17 protein-coding genes are annotated in these 19,224 nt (G+C 44.0%); 9 read left to right on the top strand and 8 right to left on the bottom strand.

Going from position 1 to position 19,224, the window contains the following annotated elements; genetic code table 11:
- The 3 genes from NQ544_RS06340 to NQ544_RS06330 form a co-directional block, all read right to left on the bottom strand.
- Positions 1–2,220 carry an anaerobic ribonucleoside triphosphate reductase gene (locus NQ544_RS06340; RefSeq protein WP_006848759.1) on the bottom strand — a complete coding sequence of 740 codons (2,220 nt, stop codon included), beginning with the start codon at positions 2,218–2,220 and terminating at the stop codon, positions 1–3.
- A 368-nt stretch (positions 2,221–2,588) separates the two neighbouring features.
- Positions 2,589–3,422 (bottom strand): type II pantothenate kinase, encoded by an 834-nt coding sequence (gene coaW, locus NQ544_RS06335; RefSeq protein ID WP_006848758.1) that lies wholly within the window; start codon positions 3,420–3,422, stop codon positions 2,589–2,591.
- A 45-nt stretch (positions 3,423–3,467) separates the two neighbouring features.
- Entirely contained in the window at positions 3,468–4,934 is a 1,467-nt protein-coding gene (locus NQ544_RS06330) for an SLC13 family permease (protein ID WP_006848757.1), read from the bottom strand.
- 48 nt (positions 4,935–4,982) lie between these two features.
- On the opposite strand from NQ544_RS06330, the gene NQ544_RS06325 reads away from it, so the two are divergent.
- Entirely contained in the window at positions 4,983–5,126 is a 144-nt protein-coding gene (locus NQ544_RS06325) for a hypothetical protein (protein WP_153080757.1), read from the top strand.
- A gap of 46 nt (positions 5,127–5,172) precedes the next feature.
- Positions 5,173–5,460 (top strand): hypothetical protein, encoded by a 288-nt coding sequence (locus NQ544_RS06320; RefSeq protein ID WP_022121334.1) that lies wholly within the window; start codon positions 5,173–5,175, stop codon positions 5,458–5,460.
- A gap of 253 nt (positions 5,461–5,713) precedes the next feature.
- Here NQ544_RS06320 and NQ544_RS06315 read toward each other — a convergent pair whose 3' ends face one another.
- Entirely contained in the window at positions 5,714–6,262 is a 549-nt protein-coding gene (locus NQ544_RS06315) for an HU family DNA-binding protein (protein ID WP_006848754.1), read from the bottom strand.
- Positions 6,263–6,299: 37 nt separating this feature from the next.
- On the bottom strand, positions 6,300–6,392 hold the full coding sequence (locus NQ544_RS06310) for a smalltalk protein (protein WP_153133991.1): 93 nt from the start codon (positions 6,390–6,392) through the stop codon (positions 6,300–6,302).
- A gap of 233 nt (positions 6,393–6,625) precedes the next feature.
- Between NQ544_RS06310 and NQ544_RS06305 the strand changes: the two genes are divergently transcribed.
- The 6 genes from NQ544_RS06305 (at position 6,626) to NQ544_RS06280 (ending at position 12,789) form a co-directional block, all read left to right on the top strand.
- Complete coding sequence (locus NQ544_RS06305) at positions 6,626–7,219, top strand: DUF234 domain-containing protein (protein ID WP_167529945.1); 594 nt, start codon at positions 6,626–6,628, stop codon at positions 7,217–7,219.
- Positions 7,220–7,659: 440 nt separating this feature from the next.
- On the top strand, positions 7,660–8,640 hold the full coding sequence (locus tag NQ544_RS06300) for a hypothetical protein (protein ID WP_006848750.1): 981 nt from the start codon (positions 7,660–7,662) through the stop codon (positions 8,638–8,640).
- Entirely contained in the window at positions 8,609–9,547 is a 939-nt protein-coding gene (locus tag NQ544_RS06295) for a hypothetical protein (RefSeq protein WP_006848749.1), read from the top strand. The genes NQ544_RS06300 and NQ544_RS06295 overlap by 32 nt, the downstream gene beginning before the upstream one ends.
- 186 nt (positions 9,548–9,733) lie before the next feature.
- On the top strand, positions 9,734–11,191 hold the full coding sequence (locus tag NQ544_RS06290; RefSeq protein ID WP_040553577.1) for a DUF3987 domain-containing protein: 1,458 nt from the start codon (positions 9,734–9,736) through the stop codon (positions 11,189–11,191).
- A 7-nt stretch (positions 11,192–11,198) separates the two neighbouring features.
- Positions 11,199–12,269 carry a CHC2 zinc finger domain-containing protein gene (locus tag NQ544_RS06285; RefSeq protein ID WP_006848747.1) on the top strand — a complete coding sequence of 357 codons (1,071 nt, stop codon included), beginning with the start codon at positions 11,199–11,201 and terminating at the stop codon, positions 12,267–12,269.
- Positions 12,270–12,282: 13 nt separating this feature from the next.
- On the top strand, positions 12,283–12,789 hold the full coding sequence (locus tag NQ544_RS06280; protein ID WP_006848746.1) for a hypothetical protein: 507 nt from the start codon (positions 12,283–12,285) through the stop codon (positions 12,787–12,789).
- A 75-nt stretch (positions 12,790–12,864) separates the two neighbouring features.
- On the opposite strand, the gene NQ544_RS06275 is transcribed toward NQ544_RS06280, so the two are convergent.
- Positions 12,865–13,920 (bottom strand): ATP-binding protein, encoded by a 1,056-nt coding sequence (locus tag NQ544_RS06275; protein ID WP_228023729.1) that lies wholly within the window; start codon positions 13,918–13,920, stop codon positions 12,865–12,867.
- A gap of 3 nt (positions 13,921–13,923) precedes the next feature.
- Positions 13,924–14,319, bottom strand: coding sequence for an AlbA family DNA-binding domain-containing protein (locus tag NQ544_RS06270; RefSeq protein ID WP_006848744.1), 396 nt, complete (start codon positions 14,317–14,319; stop codon positions 13,924–13,926).
- Between the two features lie 401 nt (positions 14,320–14,720).
- On the opposite strand from NQ544_RS06270, the gene NQ544_RS06265 reads away from it, so the two are divergent.
- A complete protein-coding gene (locus NQ544_RS06265) occupies positions 14,721–18,194 on the top strand; it encodes a leucine-rich repeat domain-containing protein (RefSeq protein WP_006848743.1) in 3,474 nt (1,157 codons plus the stop codon).
- A gap of 49 nt (positions 18,195–18,243) precedes the next feature.
- Here the strand turns inward: NQ544_RS06265 and NQ544_RS06260 are convergent, their stop codons facing one another.
- Positions 18,244–18,969 carry a hypothetical protein gene (locus NQ544_RS06260; protein ID WP_006848742.1) on the bottom strand — a complete coding sequence of 242 codons (726 nt, stop codon included), beginning with the start codon at positions 18,967–18,969 and terminating at the stop codon, positions 18,244–18,246.
- Positions 18,970–19,224: the final 255 nt, after the last annotated feature.

Here is a 19,224-nt window from a genome sequence, read left to right as displayed (position 1 = left end):
CTACTTTTTTCCTCCGATATGGGTTACTCGGTCGTGGAGCTCGGCAAGCTTGCCGCTGTTCCAGCGGTCTGTAGTACCTACCAGATAACCGGTGATGCGCTGCAGCTTGTCTATGTGGTGGCTGCCGCACTTAGGACAAACCTCGAGGTGGGCGTCAGCATTCTCGTAGCCGCAGTCGAGACAGCGGTTGCGGTTGTGGTTTACTGAGCCGTAACCCATGTTGTACTTATCCATCATGTCTACCACGCTCTCGATAACAGAAGGGTTGTGGGTAGCATCGCCGTCAATCTCTACATAGAAGATGTGGCCGCCACGGGTCAGGTCGTGGTATGGAGCCTCGATCTGTGCCTTCTTCAGGGCTGTACACTTATAGTATACAGGCACGTGGTTAGAGTTGGTATAATAGTCGCGGTCTGTAACGCCAGGGATGACGCCAAACTGCTTTCTGTCCTTCTTAGTGAACTTACCGCTCAATCCCTCGGCTGGAGTAGCCAGAATAGAGTAGTTGTGATGATACTGCTCGCTGAACTCGTTGGCACGGTCGCGCATGTAGGTAACAATCTTCAGTCCCAGCTCCTGTGCCTTCTCGCTCTCGCCGTGGTGCTTGCCGATGAGGGCAACCAGGCATTCTGCCAATCCGATGAAGCCGATACCCAGGGTTCCGTGGTTGATGACGCTCTCGATGGTCTCTTCCGGCTTCAGGTTTTCTGCGCCTACCCAGAGATACTTCATGAGCAGAGGGAACTGCTTGGCCATCGCCGTCTTCTGGAACTGGAAGCGCTCGTCGAGCTGCTTGGCTGTGATGTCGAGGATATTGTCGAGCTTGGCAAAGAACATGTCGATGCGCTGCTTTTCGTTTTCGATGCCCATGCACTCGATGGCGAGCTTCACGATGTTGATGGTAGAGAAGCTCAGGTTACCGCGGGCGATGCTGGTCTTCTCGCCCCAGCGGTCTTCGAACACGCGGGTACGGCAGCCCATGGTTGCAATCTCCCACTTGTAGCGCTCCGGATCATCAGCACGCCACTTCTCGTTCTGGTTGAAGGTGGCGTCGAGGTTCAGGAAGTTAGGGAAGAAACGGCGGGCTGTTACCTTGCACGCCAGCTTGTAGAGGTCGTAGTTTCTGTCCTCAGGCAGATAGTTTACGCCTCTCTTCTTCTTCCATATCTGGATAGGGAAGATGGCTGTTTCGCCATTGCCTACGCCCTGATAGGTGCTCTGCAGGATTTCGCGCATGATGCAGCGGCCCTCGGCGCTGGTATCGGTACCGTAGTTGATGCTTGAGAATACTACCTGGTTACCGCCGCGGCTGTGGATGGTGTTCATGTTGTGGATGAATGCCTCCATCGCCTGATGCACGCGGTTCACGGTCTTGTTGATGGCGTGCTGCTCCAGGCGTTCGCGGCCCTGCAGTCCGTCGAGCGGTTTCTCTATGTAGTCGTCGATAGGCGCATCATAGAGGTTGCTCAGGTCTTCGCCTGTCAGCTTCTCCAGGTTCTTCACCTCTTCCTGGTACGACATGCGTACGTATGGTGCCAGATAGAAGTCGAAGGCTGGGATGGCCTGACCGCCGTGCATCTCGTTCTGGCAGGTCTCGAGAGAGATACAAGCCAGCACGGCTGCGGTCTCGATGCGCTTGGCAGGACGGCTTGAACCGTGACCGGCTGTGAATCCGTGGTTCAGAATCACGTCGAGCGGATGCTGCACGCAGGTGAGACTCTTGGTTGGGTAATAGTCCTTATCGTGAATATGCATATAGTTGTGCATGACAGCGTCGCGTACATCCTCAGAGAGGAGGTAGTCGTCGACGAATGGTTTAGTGGTTTCTGAAGCGAACTTCATCATCATGCCGGCTGGTGTGTCGGCATTCATGTTGGCGTTTTCGCGGGTGATGTCGTTGTTCTTGGCATTGACGATGCTCATGAACACGTCGCGTGTCTTCGCCTTGCGGGCGATGTTACGCTGGTTACGGTATGCGATATACTTCTGGGCAACATCTTTGCGGGCACTCTTCATGAGTTCCAGCTCGATGGCGTCCTGAATGGCCTCAACGCTCATCTGGCTCTTGCCGCGATAAGAGATGTGGTCGGTTATCTGCTCGATAAGAGTGGTATCTTCACCCTTGTCGGTATGCAACATGGCCTTGCGAATGGCTGCCATTATTTTCTGTTCGTTGAATCCAACGATGCGTCCGTCACGCTTTACTACTGTCTGGATCATTTTAGTATTACTTTTACGATTGATGTTTAAATTACTTAGTATTAAGTCATTATGACTTGAAGAGGTGGATAGATACCTCCTTTTGACATTGCAAAGATATAAAATATTTCTGAAAGTAATTGCTTTTGGACAACTTTTTTATAGTTAAAAAATATTAAGTCGCTGATAATCAGGCGAAAACGAAAAAGTTTTGGAAAACTTTGACAAATTTTTGTTTTCCGAAACGTTTAAGTTGTTATCTATCAGCGTGTTGCGCATTTTGTGCGCTTGTGTGCGTTTTCCCCTTGTTGTCTGTGCTTTGTGACAGAATGGAGAAAGCAAATCGCCGCAACGCCCATGTATAGGGCATTGCGGCGATTCGGGGGTGATTATTTTGCTTGTCGCTTATAGTCGAGCGCAGCTCCGATGGCGGTGCAGAATTCCGAGTATTTCGGTATTCTGAACCTCACTCCGTAGAGCTTCTCCATGGCTGGGAACACCTCGCGGCATTGCGGCAGCAGGGTGAGGTTGCCGATGAGCACGAAATCCTTGATGCCCGATTCGAGCGATGAGAGGATGGTAGCCGAACCTATCGACTGCAGCACCATCCAGATGAGTCCCATGGCGATGTCTTCGCGCGAAGCGTTGGCCTTGGCGTTGCTGAAGAGCGATGCGGTGGCGTTCATCGGGAGTCCGGGCAGAGGCTTGGCGCTGATGTCGCCTATCAGCAGGTTTATCTTGCTCACGTCGCCGTCTTTGGCGAGTTTGATGATCTGCTTGATGTCATCGGTCTTGAGCATGATGCGGCTCAGTCCTGCCAGGGTTCCGCCGCCTATGCCGATGCCTCCGATGTGCCTTATCTCGTTGTCATCGCATTTTACGAGCGATGTACCGGTTCCCATGCTCACCACGATCATGCGGTCGAGCTTGCTCTCGTATCGGGCGCCCAGTCCGTCGGCCACGAACTCCTCGCTCTTCGAGGTAGGCAGTCCGTAGATGGGCTCGTCGATATAGGCAGAACCTACGCCTGTGAGCATCACCTGTTCTACATCGCTCAGCGCAATCTTGTTGTCGTGAAGATACTTGCCGAAGGCTCCGTAGAGCGAGGTGATAGGGTCGGTGGCCTTGATGCGGATGGGGCTTACCACCACGCCGCTATCATCGATGCCCACAATCTTGGTCGTAGAGATGCCTACGTCGATTCCTATAACAATCTTTTTCATTCCTTTATATATATAATAATGTGTATTTTCGCAGATGATGCCCCTCTAGAGCACGCCCATCTTGCAGAAGGTGATGAGCACGGCGTAGCCCACTATCATGCTCAGGATGCCCACCGTGAGTCCTGCCTTCACCATGTCGGTCTGCTGGATGAGGCCGGTAGAGTAGGCGATGGCGTTAGGAGGGGTTGAGATAGGCAGCGACATGGCGCAGCTGGCCGATACCGCTACTCCGATGAGGATGGTAGAGGTGCCGCCGATGGTGTTGAGCTTGTCGCCCATGCCGGCACATACCACCGTGAGGATAGGGATGAGCAGGGCGGCGGTGGCGGTGTTGGAGATGAAGTTACTCAGGATGAAGCATACCAGTCCGGATACGGTCATGATGACCAGCGGATTGAATTCTGCAAACGGAATGCTCTTTACGGCTGCCTCGGCCAGACCGGTGTCGTTCATCGCCAATCCGAGGGCGAATCCGCCTGCCACCATCCAGATGACAGCCCAGTCAATCTCCTTCAGGTCCTTGGCTGTAACCACTCCCGTAAGGGCGAATATGGCGATAGGGAGCATGGCCACGGTGTTGGCGTTGATGCCCAGCTGCTTGCCGAATATCCAGAGCACGATGGTTGCGAGGAAGGTGACGGCCACTACCGTGGTGCGCCAGTTGTGCTGCATGTTGCCCTCGATGTTGAGCTCGATGGTCTTGGCAGAGAACGGGAACATCTTGCGTATGATGACCCATGCTATCAGGAGCATGATGAGCACCATAGGAGCCATGATCAGCATCCAGTCGCCGAAGCTGAGACCCAGGTTGAGTCCTGCAGGGTCGTTCAATACCTTGAAGGCGAAGGCGTTAGGCGGGGTTCCGATAGGGGTTCCCATACCGCCCAGGTTGGCTCCGATAGGTATGGCCATGGTGAGCGCCACGCGGCCCTTGCCCGAAGGTGGCAATGATTTGAACACCGGTGTGAGGAAGGTGAGCATCATGGCGGCGGTGGCTGTATTTGAGATGAACATCGAGAAGATGCCGGTGATGAGCATGAAGCCCAGCAGCACGTTCTCAGAACGCTTGCCGAATGGCGCAATCAGGGTCTTCGCCATCATCACGTCGAGTCCGCTCTTGGTAGCGGCTATGGCGAGTACGAAACCGCCCAGGAAGAGGATGATGGTAGGGTCGGCGAAGCACGCCATCACACCCTGATAGTCGAGCAGCTTGCCCATCTCAGCCTCCGAGCCTTGCATGATCTTAAAGGCGGAGTCGCTGGCGAAGAACAGCAGCACGAAGATGATCACTACGCTGGTTGCCCATGCCGGTATGGTCTCGGTGAGCCAGAGCATCACGGCCATGACGAAGATGGCGATGACGCGCTGCTGCACGATGGTTAGCCCCTCGATGCCGAAGCTGTCGATGGGCAGGTTCCAGACGATAACGGTAAGCAGAGCCGTTATGAGAAACAGCAATGCTTTCTTGCGATTAAAATCGCCATTCAATACTTTCTTTACAGTTTCTTGCATTATCTTTCTGTCTTAAGGATTATTTTCTTGCAAAAATACGTGTTTTTTTTGTATTTAGCAAGTTTTTTTGCAGAAATAGTGAAAAAAATGCCGAAAAATGTTGTTGTTTCAAGAAAAAATGCTATATTTGCAGTGGATTTACCGATAACGGCTATCGGTGATGCCGAAAACTTGGAGCACCCGGAAGGGTGATTCAGCGAACCTGATAATGTCTAATCAATTAAAAGGAGATAAGGAAATGAACAAGTCTGTAGTATTTATTATCATCCTGCTCGTGATAGTTCTCTCTATCATCGTATCGCAGTACTTCCACAAGCGTCACCATGAATATAAGATGGCAGACATCGAGAAGGCTATCCGCAAGGCTTATCCTAAGGGTGTAGGCTCGATAAGCAAGGAAGAACTGGTAACAGCTGTGAAGAAATACTTCCACTGTTCGGCGAAGGAGGCTCATTATATAATAGGTGTAGCCCGCCGCAAGAAGCTGGTTGATATTGCTGCAGAATATGTTACTATCATGTTTTGAAATGAGATAAAAGCTTTAAATATGCTTTAGCCGTGAGGCTAGGATTGGATTTAGAAAAAGTATTATTTCTTTAAGGCACAAAGGATTGTTAGCGACATGCTGATTTTGTAAGGGGTTATGTGGGTTAGCATGTTGTGTTCTGGACGTCTGGTATGGTACATTGCGTAAATAATTTAACTGCCAGACAAAGTTTACCCTCCCTAGGACTTTTTAAGACCTGGGGAGGGTTTTACTTTTTCAGGCTCAGCACCTTTTATTCAAGTCCATCGCCGCCGGTTCCGCCAGTAGAATCGCCGCCCGATGGGGTGTCGCCTCCGGATGGATTCTCGCCTCCGGATGGATTCTCGCCGTCGGATGGGGTAGTAGGAGGCGTATCGGTAGAGGTAACCTGCTTCACCACCTTGCCGTTTCGGTCGTAGCAGGTGATGTTGACAGAGGTCTCTTCGAGTTCCTTCTTGATGTCGGGGTTAGGCACGAAGATGATGTATCGGCGGGTGATGAGGTTGGCGCTCACCTTGTTCACATCCTCTACGGCGGTAGAGTTAAGACCGAATCGGAGGCTGCCCAGTCCTGGCACAGCCACGCTGTGGCCCTCGGTGGCCCATGCAGCAATCACTTCGCCGATGGCCGACCATCCGGCGTTGATCACCGCCTTAGGCAATCCGCTGCGAACGGCAGCTTCTTCTATCACTTTCGTGGCGTTGAGCTGGCTGTAGAGTTCAGCCTGCATCACGAATGCCCACTTTTGCTTACCTTTTTCGAACGCTACGTTGCGCTCAATAGCTTTTACTTTAATACCCATAATTCAAATCGTTTTTTTAATGGTTAAACAAATCAGTCTACATGCAGCTGGTAACGCCGAGCGTGGTGCCTACGGCAGTAAGTATGGCGATAATTACCTGCAAGATAGTTTTCCAAACTTCCTTTTTCATTTTCTTTTTTCCTTTCTTTTTTTAATGGTTCAACATTTAGAAAGAGATTGGGCAGGTGTGCACCCCTGTCGTTTTCCCCTCCGTTTTCTAGTGGTTAATTTCCCATTTGCCGTTCTTTATGAATGACAGTGCAAAGATACAAAAAAAATCGCCAAAATGCAATAGTTGTCCCGAATCACGTGCATCCTTGTCCCGAATCACGTGCATTCCTCTCGGAGGGGAGGGAGATGATCATGTCGGAATTCGGAAAAGTCTATGCCAATTACCTCAGCATCCTGCAGCTGATAGCCGGTGGAATGACTACCCAAAACCAGATAGATACGATTATCGGCAAGAATACGGGTACGTATCTGAAGAACCTGGATGAAGACTACAGCTATGTGAGCAAGCTGCATCCTCTGTTCAGCAAGCCTGGTGGCAGAAACGTGAAATGGTGCATCGAGGACAGTTTCCTGCGTTTCTGGTTCCGCTTTGTCCTGCCTAATCAGGCATTGGTAGAGATGGAGCGCAACGACCTGCTTCTGGAAATCGTTCTTCGTGATTATAACGATTATACGGGAGCCGTACTGGAGCAGTATTTCCGTCAGAAGATAAGTGAGGAAGACCGTGTAACCCGGGTGGGCAGATATTGGGACCGGAAGGGTCTGAACGAGATAGATATCATTGCGTTGAACGAGATAGACAAGACGGCTCTTGTGGCAGAGGTGAAGCGCAATGCAGCCCGATATGATTCCCGCCTGCTTGAGCAGAAGTATCAATCTATCCAGTCTCATTTCGGTGGATACAAGGATGTGAAGCTCCTCGGCCTCTCGATGGCGGATATGTAGCGTGGGGGCAGAAACTGCGTGGCGACGCAGCCAGGGCTACGTCGCCACGTATCGCCCGCTGCGTCGGGACGTAATCTCGGCTGCGTCGGGACGCAGTTTGGGGGAGGTAGGCTGATAACAAAAATAACAAAAGTAACAAAAATAACAGGTAACTTTCACTGGAAAGTAGATGTTGATAGTATATTTTCTCTATATATAATAAGGTACGCGCGCGTAGCTACTACTTCTTAATATTATTATTACTATAAAATAGGAAAACGTAAAAAGTTACTTGTTACTTTTGTTATTTTTGTTATTTTAAAAAAAACGAAGCAGCGAATGCAGAGGTTTGGTTTATATCTGAAATTTGTAATAATCTTCTAGATTTATTCTTTGATTTCATTTCTTTTTTGTACCTTTGTATTGTGAATTTTAATGATTTCAATTATAAATATTAAGAAATGGAAGAAACAACTAGCTATTATATCTATAGACTTACATTAAAGTCTTTTTTGAGCGAAATGTCGGGTCAGGTATCTGAATCTGTTCTCGAGCAGATAGGTGATTATATATTAAAGCATTTGCTGGATATTACGTTTGTTGATGGTAATGGTGAAAATACCACTACATTTGGTGATTTCGTATTTGGCAAAATGGGCTATGTCACTATAGAGAGAAAAGTGAGTCGCAAGCATGATAAAAAGGACTGTAAGGAGCAAGACCTGGTTGATGAATACCCAGATTTTAATCTGCTGGTAGATGTGCGCAACGTTAAGAAAGGAGATGTTGTTTTAGCCATAGAATATCAGAGAAAGTGTTTTGTGAACATAGATACGGTACGTAAGGGGCTTGAAAAACATTTTCAAAGTGTAATTGGTCAGCTGTTTGCTGTAGACGTTACATTGCGACAAATATCATCTTCAGAGAAATTTTGGAAGTGTTTGGAAGAAAAGGTGAATAAAGGTAAACCTTTGAAAACAATCCGCCTGGAAATCAATGAATTGCAGGAAGGTGAACTCTTGCAGGGCCTGGATGCTGAAAAAAGTACGGTTATTGCAGCTTTGTTAGATATGCTTATGGATATGGGAGCGGACGACGGAACTTTTTCATTCAATGCGAAACCAGACAAGGCGTTGAAATTGCAAAGAGCCAAGTATCATCTTGGTATGATAGTAGCCTTATCCTGTAAAAAGGGATTTGTTGTGAAGGCGAAATTTGCTGATGAGCATAATTGGGTAAGTTCTGAAGTATCGGCTCCAGTTATTTTCAAACTGGATAAGAAACTGGTATACAAACCTGATGATAATGATGAGAAGAAAGCGGAAATCTACAAGTGGCAAGTGAAGAATCTTACTGAGTGGTTTGATCATATCGCCCAAGAACTTGATAAAATAGAAATGGAGAAAGAAAATGAACAAACTAGAAGTATCGCAAAGAGATAAAGTGAGGAGCTTGTATGGCGAAAACCCACTATATAGGATGATAGAACGGCTTGCGGATCAATACTCACTTCCACCTTATCACTTGAAAATGCATCCCGAAGATATATTTCAGGCTGTAATGGGGTGGATAGATAGCATCCGTACCGAGCCTGATAATGATAAAATGATACGACTGATAGACCAGTCGTGGAACAGACAATGGAGAACCTTGAGTGATATTGGTGAGAGAGCAAGATGCGAATGCTCAGACCAGGAGTTGGAAGAAACTACATGCATGATGTTACTCTGGTTGCATAAATGTCTGGTCTTGCTATGTGATGAGCAGGTTCATGGTAATTTGTGGTATCATAAGTGTGCAGAAAAACTGGTTTTGCAGATGATGAGCCATTCTTATGTTTGGATGGATGTCAATAAAACAGTATTCAAGGGATGGAATCTTATGGAAACTGTTGATGAACTGAAAGATTGGCTCATCCAATACGTAGACTCATCTGCTACTCCAATTACTACTGTAGAGGGGGAACTGGTATTACAGGATACGAGCTGTTTTATCTTTCCTCCCAATGGTGAATATGACCCTAAAATGTATACACCTCAAGCTCAGAAAATATGGAGAAAGCTGGTAGAGAAAAAATGGTGTGCGAAACAGGATTCCATGCTTGTCTGGAAAAATACGAATAAATCGTTTGGATTCATGGTGAAAATTGTTGCTCATCATTTAAATATCTACGACCCTACTAAAAAAGGCGTAATAGCATGGAGTGCATTTCAGAAGGTATTTATGGGATTGGAAGACTCTACTTTTAGGCAAGTCAGGAATAGTGCAAGTAAACTAGACTTAACGACAAAGTCTTCTTCATGGCCTGAAGCAGCTCAAGATATCAGGTTGTTGGTGAAATCTGTTTGAGAAAGAGAGGGTGATATTGTGATAGCTGTATGATAGAATCTTTTTTCTTATAATGATTTTGTGATGTAAAAAGTACTGATAATTAATAAGTTATAACAGAAAGAGAGGTGTGATATCATGTGATATCCACCTCTCTTTCTGCGTATTTATTACTACCTTCGCATCATCAAAATAATTAAAATGAATATGAAAAAGAAAAATGATTCTCTGCAGCAATCGAAGTCACAGACATCTTTTGTTGCCCAGCCAGACGATGTAACCCAGGCTGGAAACCAATCAGAGGTTGCATTATTAAATAATGAGGAACAGGAAGAAGAGACAGTTCCCCTTCATCCTCTCATCAATGACAAGGATTATCCGGCAGGAGTGAGAGAGTGGATGATGACGGCACCGGAGGAACTCAAGTTTCCTACTCTTTCCGTAGCTAGTGCTATGCTTGCTGTGTATGCTACTCGTGTGCGCTTGAATTATGTTTACGACAATTCTCTTTCTGCTATTTTGCTACATGTATTAATATGTGGTGAGCAAAGTTCGGGCAAATCATTCGCCCGCTATCTGATGCGCTATCTGATGGAGCCGTTTACCAAGCGTGATAGCGAGCAGAGAGCTGAAGAGCAGAAGTATGCGGAGCTGAAACGTAGGCAGGGCAAGAAAGATGGGAAATTGCCACCTGAGCCAAAGACGGATATCACGCTTTTGCATGAAAATCTGTCTCTCTCTATGCTGATTAAGCGTGCTGATGCGCCAATGAAGTTGTTTGGTTGCCCAAAGACGCTCTTCCAGTTTGCTGATGAGATAGGGGCTATTGTTCAGGCAAGTAAGCGCCAATTCTCTGATATCAAGCAGATTATCAAGACCGGGTATGATTTGGGGTCTGAGTTCGGTCAGGATTATTTGAGCGAAGCGAGTTATTCTGCCGTTGTTGATCTGATGCTTTGTTATGTATATACCGGTACACCTGCTGCCGTGAATCGCTATATGGACAAGGCGGCTATTGAGGGAGGAAATGTTACGAGAACCATATTATGTAATATTGATAATCAGTTGGGTGAGAATCCTCTGATGTTTCATTCTCTTCAGGAAAATCAGGTGGAAAGTATTCATGATATGCTTGAGAAACTGATGGCGCGTTGTTATTCCGAAGATGGAAAGTCGCTTGCCAAGGAATCGCTTCTCGATACGAAATGGCTTGACAGTACGGTGAAAAACTGGTGTGAATCACAGCGGCAGCAAGTTATAAAAACCATGTCGAAGGCGCTTGATGTATTCTATAAGCGAAGTAGTGTGAGCGCATTCCGCATAGCGGCACTTATGCAATACTTATATGAGGTAGAGGGGAAGAAGAATAAAAAAACAATACATCGGCTTGTAAAACAAATTTATTTAGGATGTGCTGATAGAATATTAGACGGTATGCTGGCTAAATGGGGAACTGTGTTCGAGGAAATCAATGCAGATACCCAGATACAGCCATATCAGACTACCAACTATTTTGACGAGTTGCCAAATGAGTTCTCTCGTGACTTTTTAGCAGAATTTTTAAAAAGGAAAGGGCTTCGTACTCCTATAAACATGGTTATTTATAGGTGGAAACACAAAGGTTGGATAATATGTAACGGAAAATCTATGATAAGAAAAAAATAATTAGGATATGATAGATAAAATGTATATTCAGAAGTTGCGCGAGCTCGACATTATGAAGGTGGCTGATGCGCTAGGTATGGGCATCCGCAATAAGCGGGCCCTCTGCATTCATCATGATGATCATCATCCGAGCCTCGCTTTTAATCCGAGAAAGAACAGCTGTCATTGCTATTCCTGCGGATTTTCTGCCGATACTATAGGGCTGGTAATGGAGCGCTTTCAGATGAATTTTTTGGATGCCTGCAAATGGCTGGCTAATCAGTTTGATGTTTATATTGGTGATACAGAGCAGTATAAGTCTCATAACCAGCTCGTTACTGCATCGCAAAGACGACTGGATAGTATTCGCTCTATTTGCGCACAGCGAATGGTAGAACATGGACATGTTGATGCAACATGTTCCAGGGTGGATGTGGAGTATTTTGAACGGCTTTTTGCCCAGATGCATCTTACGGAGAGCGGAGAGCTGTTTCTGCTGGAAAAACGGATGCTCAGCCCAGAGGTGGTAGAGAGGTGTCATATTGTGAGCACGGAAACTAAGGTTTGCATGGGCCGGGTGGGGCAGGGTACGTTTGATGCACCTTCGCTTATCTTTCCATATTTCAACCAGGAAGGAAAACTTGTCTCTGTGCAGAGCAGGTATCTGGGTGAGGAAAAGGAGAAGTCAAGATTCAAGTTTGCTCCAGGGAGCCATCGCATGGTGTACGGATTGGAGCGGCTCAAGGAGTATCCGAAGCAGGAACCTCTTCTTATAACAGAGGGACCGTCTGACTGTTGGACGGCTCTCACATTGGGCTTTCATGCCATCGCTATCCCTTCGGCTACTCTTTTTGACAGTCATTGCCAGCCGCTTCTGGAGGGACGAAATCTTCATATGTTTCCTGATCAGGATGAGGCTGGATTCAACCTTTATTTTGAGTTGAAAAAGTCTTTCCCGCAGTTGAAGTATCATCAGTTGCCCGATGGATGTAAGGATTTGAGCGAGCATTATCTGAAGGTACGGCAGCATGGGAAAACGCTGGAGGAGGCTAGAGCTTGCTTCATCAAGGAAGTTGAATCTGTAAGTATAACAATTTAAACATCTGTATATTATGAAGTTGATTTTGCAGCGTAGAATGTTGATGAATGGTGCCCTGACGGGTACCTTGAGTGTAGAACACCGTAATGAGTATGGCCGCTTGTCGGGCATTGAGAAGATTTGCGATACGATGGAGCGGAAGAACGGGCAGTTGCCTACAGGCGAATACCGGGTGGTGATAGGAAAATGCAGTCGTTTTGCCCGCCAGATGCTTTTCCTCGAACCGATAAGGGATGATTCTTCTTCATCTTCCTCTCTTCCTCTCCCCGAAACCTGCAAGCGTTGCCGCATGGAGCGCAAGAGTCATGAGTTCGGGTGTCTGGAAGAACTTTATGCCCTTCCTTGTCCCATGATGCAGCCGGGCAATGGTCCGTTCCGTCTGCGTCAGGGTGGCATCTTGGTGGGCGAGGCCCATGCGCCCGGGTTCGTACTCAAGAGTCAGGAACGCTTCCTCCAGCTCTTCGACCGCATCAAGAAGGTCATCGCCCGTAAGGGAGAAGTGGTGGTGGAAGTGGGGTAAGGGATACCTTGAATACCATAAGAAAAATGCAGCCTCTCTTTTATATAATCGAGAGGCTGCATTTCTTTGTATTCTCTATTTCTTGATTTCCCAATGTCCACTATATCCACTTCCAACGTATTGTATATGAGGAAGTTTAGCGATATGACGCTTGATGGTCATTGATGTTATTTGTGCCATTTGGGCTAAAATTTCAGTTGTTATATTGGGATTTTTGGCAATTTGAAACTCAATCCATTTATCCAAATCTGAGTCTTGAATACCATCTTGAGTAACATCTTGAGTAACATCTTGAGTAACATCTTGAGTAACATCTTGAGTAACATCATCTCCTTCGATATAATTCACTTCAATATCATGGTGTTCTTCCATCCATTTCATTATGATGTTGGGGAATGTAACAGTGAATTGAGCTCGGTCGGAGTAGAAGCTAGGCAGCATCTTCTCGCTGTAGTAAGGAAGTGCCTTGATGGGGTCGATAATCTTTCTCATACCAGATCCCTTACGTTCCATGTATCCCAATTGTGCAAAGATGTCGGCTATCACAGGGTTGCGTCGTACAGAAGGAATGTCTGCCAAATTCATCTCTTGAATGATACGTCCCTCAGGCATTGCACCTGGGGAGTATATCACCATGCGGTCGTCATACATATCTACATGAATCTCACTGCCCTGTATGAGGTAGTCTCTATGCGCCAAGGCATTGGTCACGACTTCCAAAACACTTCGTTCCAAATATTCGGGAATTTCTATGCGTTGCATCGGTTCCTTATACCACATTTTACGCATATTTCGGCGAATGAATGCCATCGTATCTTCAAGCAAAAGCATCAGGCTGCCGCTAATCTCTGCGCTGTCAAGTGCATCCATTGTGCCAGATGCTTTGGTGTTTCCCTTCCATCTGGTGCAGAAAACCCTGCTTTGACGTAATGGGCATTCATCGGCCATGAGTAAGCCTGCATAGGTGAGTATTCCTTTGGCATCAACCATACCGAAGGAGCGATACAACTTGTTGTCGAAACTTGTTCCGTTCCAGGAATAATAGCGGCTGCGCAGCTTGGTGAAGGCATAGTCGTCTATGTTCTCATCGCTAGGTCGGGCATCAAACGATGAGTTGCGTCCACGCAGCACCAATCACTTGTGCTCGGTAGCTTCAGCCACTACCGATTCATTGCCGATTCTCACGTATGTTTCGAGCATACCATCGCCGATGTAATAATAAGGTGTGTCATCTCCAGCTAATACATGTAGCAAGAGGACTTCCTTGCCGTCGATATCTTCTATTTTTATCAAGGTTTGTGGTAAAGGGTCGATACGTTCTTTTATCTTCTGGCTGATGAATTCCGAGTCCCCCTTCGCATCTTCCAATCCGACAACCGTGTCATTGTCGGCAATGCCAAAGATGAGGCATCCACCAGTTCCATTGGCAAAAGCGCTTACGCTCTTCAGCCAACTCTTAACCTTGCGACGTTCCACTTCCTGTTTCTTGTCGTATTCTGTAGTTTCACCTATGTACTTCTTGATGTCCATATAGATTTTGTTTTATGATGCAAACTTACACAAAAAACTCCGAATAAGCAAGAAAAAACAAGAAAATTGCATCTCGGCGAGAAACTTTTTGTGAAATCATGCAGGATTCTCCCAAACTTTTTGTACTTTTGAAGCGGAATTGGTGTATGCCATTTCCAGACATGTTAGAAAATAAAGAGGCGTTATGCTTATCTTGTAAGTTGGAAACCTGAGAAATTTCGCAATTACATACAAGGAGGGCATAGTGGTTCTCACGCTATAGCGTGGGCTGCTATTTCCATATCTGTATGTAAGGGTTTTCTCAGGACCTCCAACTTAAGACGTGGCATAGTCAGCGCCACGCTTCTTTCATCTATAGAACGACCTTTGGAGGCGACGGAAGGCAAAAATAGAAAAGTTGTATGAGAGTAAGAAGTTTACTACTGACATTGGTGCTTTCCTTATTGGTGGGAAAGTCTTTGGGTGTCTCTTTCACGTTGGATGGCATCACTTATGTTGCCAATGCTGATACCGCCATCATCAAAGGCTATGATGCAATCCCGGAAAATGGCGAGTTGACCTTGGCTTCCACTGTATCTTATGGTGGAAAGGACTATCGTGTCACAACGGTGCAGAATTCTGCCTTTCTTTCTTGCACCGAGCTCAAGAAACTAGTTGTTCCTTCAACCATCAAGTATATCTGGGAAGGAGCCTTCGAGAATTGTGTGAATATGACCCAGCTTGTGTTGAGTGAAGGTGAAGAACGTCTCGATGCTGTAGGTGATGCATTTAAGAATTGTGGCATAGAGGAAGTTTCGATAGGTAGAAATTTGAAGGAAGGCATATTTTGTAATTCAGAATCTTTAGTTACTGTAAAATTGGCAAAAAATGTAACCACAATTCCTTCTTACGCTTTTTCAGGTTGTAAAAAGTTGTCTGCTATAAATTTGGAAAATGTAAAGCGAATAGGAGAAAGTGCTTTTGGGGGCTGTGCTATGCTTAAGGAAGTTAATATCGAAAAGGTTGTAGAAATAGATCGTGAAGCCTTTTATGGTGTAGGAGTAGAAATAATAGAATTACCTGAAACTTTGGAGGATTTGAATTTCTTAAGTTTTGCTTATTGTGAATCTTTAAAACATGTTACTATAAAAAGCAAATTATATGAAATTCCACAATCTTGCTTTATAGGTTGTTCTAATTTAGAATCAGTAGATCTCCCTTTATCATTAAGAAAAATTTGTTATGATGCATTTAAAGAATGTAATAGTTTAAGTCAGGTTTCTTGGGGCAATGTTGAAACAATTCAATCTCATGCTTTTGAGAATGCTGGGTTTGTAGATTTGACCATGCCTGTTTCTTTGAAGAAAATTGATTTTGGTGCTTTTAAAGGCTGTTTAAATTTAAAGAAAGTTGATTTAACTGCATCAAGTATTTTGACTCTTAATGGTTTTTACCGATGTGAATCTTTAAAGCAAGTTCTTTTACCTCAAAAACTACAAGAAATAGAAAATGGGTGTTTTAAGGATTGTTCTGAATTAGAAGAAATAGAATTTCCAACAACTTTAAACAAAATTTCGAGGATGTCTTTCTCCGATATGACAAAACTAAAGGAAATAGATTTTTCTAAGACAATGGTTCATGTTATACCGGATTATTGCTTTTATGGCTGTCAATCATTGGTAAAGGTAATATTGAATGAGGCAACAGATTCTATAGAAAATGGAGCATTCAATGGGTGTTCTGCTTTGTCTGAATTATTGAACTGTTCCAATATAAAAATAGTTTATGCTGATGCTTTTAAAGATACAAAACTTTTTGATGGTGCAACAGATAAAGGTCCTGTTATGGTTGGTTCTGCAATGTATAGGTATAACGGTACTATAGAGGATAAGGAATATACTGTACCTTCAGGTGTGACTTGTTTATGTGATGGAGTCTTCGCTAATTTTAATTTTCAAGCCATAAAATTGAATGACGGCTTGCTGTACATCGGAGATAGAGCGTTTGATAATTGTACAAATTTAGTATCTTTAAGTATCCCGGGTTCTGTTAATTATGTAGGCGGAAGTGCAAATTGTAAAAGTTTGACAGCTTTTACTGTACAAACTGGCGATGGGCAACTTTCTTTGGGTGAATTTAGTGGTTCTCCTATAAAGAAACTGACCTTAAAACGCAATTTGACTTCAAGTTGTAATTGGATGCCAAAATTAGAAAGTTTAATCATAGGTAAAGAAGTCAAAACTTTATGGGGAAATAGTTTCGAGTCTAGTGAAAATCTAGTAAATTTAGAACTTTTAGATTCTGACAAAAAACTATCTTTAGGTACACTTCCTATCAATCATGTACAATCTCTTTATTTAGGAAGAAATATATGTGATTTGAAATCCTCTAAAAAGGGTGAATTATTTAGTAGTTTTAAAGAATTATCTTTATTGACAATCGGTGAGATGGTTGATTCAATATGTGATTATTTTGCTTATAACAATACAAAATTAGAGACACTTAACATAGATGGAAAAATAACATATGTGGGTAAGAGTGCATTTGCTGGTGCTGTCAATTTAAGGACGCTTAAACTTTCCTCGAATGTAAAAAAAGTAGATGTTTCTGCTTTTTGGGGGCTGGAAAATTTAGAATCGGTAACTCTTAATGACGGATTGGAAAATATAGAAGCGAGTTCTTTTGCTTTTAACAATAAAAATACTTTGCCTTATATTTATATACCTAAGACCGTAAAAACTATGGGTGCTTCTGCATTTTTAGGTATTAAATGTAAAAAAGTTGTATTTCCTGAGGGGTTAGAGGTAATAGGGCATAATGCTTTTAGTAATGTTCAAACTGATTCAATAGTACTTCCAAGTACTATCAAATATTTGCATGAAAGTTTTTCTTTCAGTGGCATTAAGTATGTTGATGCAAGTCGTATTAAATGTAATTTGAATTCTTCGTTTTATGAGAATAGATATTTAAAAAAAATAATTTTGCCTGTTGAAGGACTTAACTCATTGACTGAAAATGAATTTTGGTATTGCACATCTTTAGAGAATATTGATTTGCCTAAAACTCTAAAGACAATAGATCATGATGCTTTTTCTGCTACGAAAATAGAAGAGTTGCATATGCCATCTTCTGTAACTAGTGTAGGTTTTGATATTTTTAGACAAGTATACGACGTAAAGAAAGAAAAAAATCCAATAGTTTTTTTAGATGGAGGAGAAAAGAATGAGCCCGTATTATTAAAAAGAAGTTTTGAATATTATTCTAGCGCAACGAATAGCTTGCGAAAATTGGATGTTAACAGAGATTTTACTTATGACTTTACCGATGACTATAGTGTTAACGAACAAAAGCTATATGTAGATTCTTTAATATTAAGGGATATACGTGAGTTTAAAATTATAGGGAATAAAAATAATAGTATTATCCCATCCACAACCATTTGCCTCTCACACGATCTCACTTCTTGTGATTGTTGGAAACCAGCAAGTGGTAAAGTCTTTGTGCTCCCAGGTTCTCAACTGCCTAAGGATGAGACCACAGAGATGTATACTGTGAACAAGCTCGCTTACGAGCAACCTTCTGATGGTGATGTGCTCTTCGATGGTGTTAATAATATGCCATTTGAAATCACGCCAGTATTCTATCAAGATAACCAAGAGGTGACTTTGAAGGAAGTGGGTGATTATGACTTAAGTATGAAAATCAGTGGAACAAGTTTTGATGGCATTTATCCTACAGGGCTTAAAGTTTCTGTCAGTACAGCAAGCGGTATAGGCAATATTACAGTTGATGAGCATAAGAGCAATTGTCCTATTTATAACTTGAATGGCCAACGAGTAGATGAAAGTTACAAGGGTATTATTATCCAAAAAGGTAAGAAACGTATAGCTAAATAAAATCATAAAAGGTCAGGTTCTTGTAGGATAGAGCCTGACCTTTTTATCTTTATTTCTCCTTCAGCTTACTTTGCTCAATCAAATGATCCAGTCGGAGGATTTCGGTATCCTTCTTTTCAAGTAAGGAGATATACTCATCTTCGAGATTCATCTGGTATTGCATATCTGGGTCAGATGCCATTGAAAGAAGCATTTTAATCATATACTCCATATCCGTATCTCCATCATAGGGTGTATAATCTACTTTCAAGAAGTGTTTGTCTTCCCTGCAAGTTCTTGCTTGGTCAAAAATGCTTAATACCTTCTTTTGACTCGAGTTTTGAGTCTTGCTGATTATTGGCAGTTGGACAATAATATTGCCGGGGGCAGGGCATGCAACAGGAGTTTCGAAATCTCCTATACGGTGGGCTAGGAGAAAAACCGTAATCGTTGGGAGAGATTCATCTCCCATACCATCCGAGTTTTTCTCTTCTATATAGCGCTGCCATGCCAGATGCTGGCGAGGTTCCAAGACGTCCGTGTCAACCCAAGTTTTATACAGCCTTATGTTTGTAAGCTCGTTGCTGTTCTCGTTATTCTTTATGCTGGCAACAAATCCCATCTTAAATATCGAAATGCTATTGCTTTTGATATTGCGGGATCCATCTTGGCAAATCTTGATGCTGACGACTTCTCTTTGCAAAATCGCAGACAAGAACGTCTTGGTGATGCGCTCTTCTTCCATGATGCGCTTGAACACAACATCATATAATGGATTGGCTATATAAATTTTCATATGCTCTTTAATTATCTTTAATCCTTATAATCTACCTTGATCACGATAACGCGGATGGTCTGGATAACCTCTCTTGCAGCCGCATTTCTGTGCTGAATTATGACAGCAGGTATGCGCACCGGCGACCATCGATGTACTGAATAAAAGGGCTATGCCCCAGATAATCTTCTTCATTTTGACTTATTAAATTGTAGCGTTAGTTAAATTTGAGGGCAAAAGTACAAAGAATATTCGAGAAAACAAACGGAAAATGGA

It is taken from the genome of Segatella copri DSM 18205, from assembly GCF_025151535.1.
GTDB lineage: Bacteria > Bacteroidota > Bacteroidia > Bacteroidales > Bacteroidaceae > Prevotella > Prevotella copri.
This window is presented reverse-complemented; position numbering and strand designations above follow the sequence as displayed.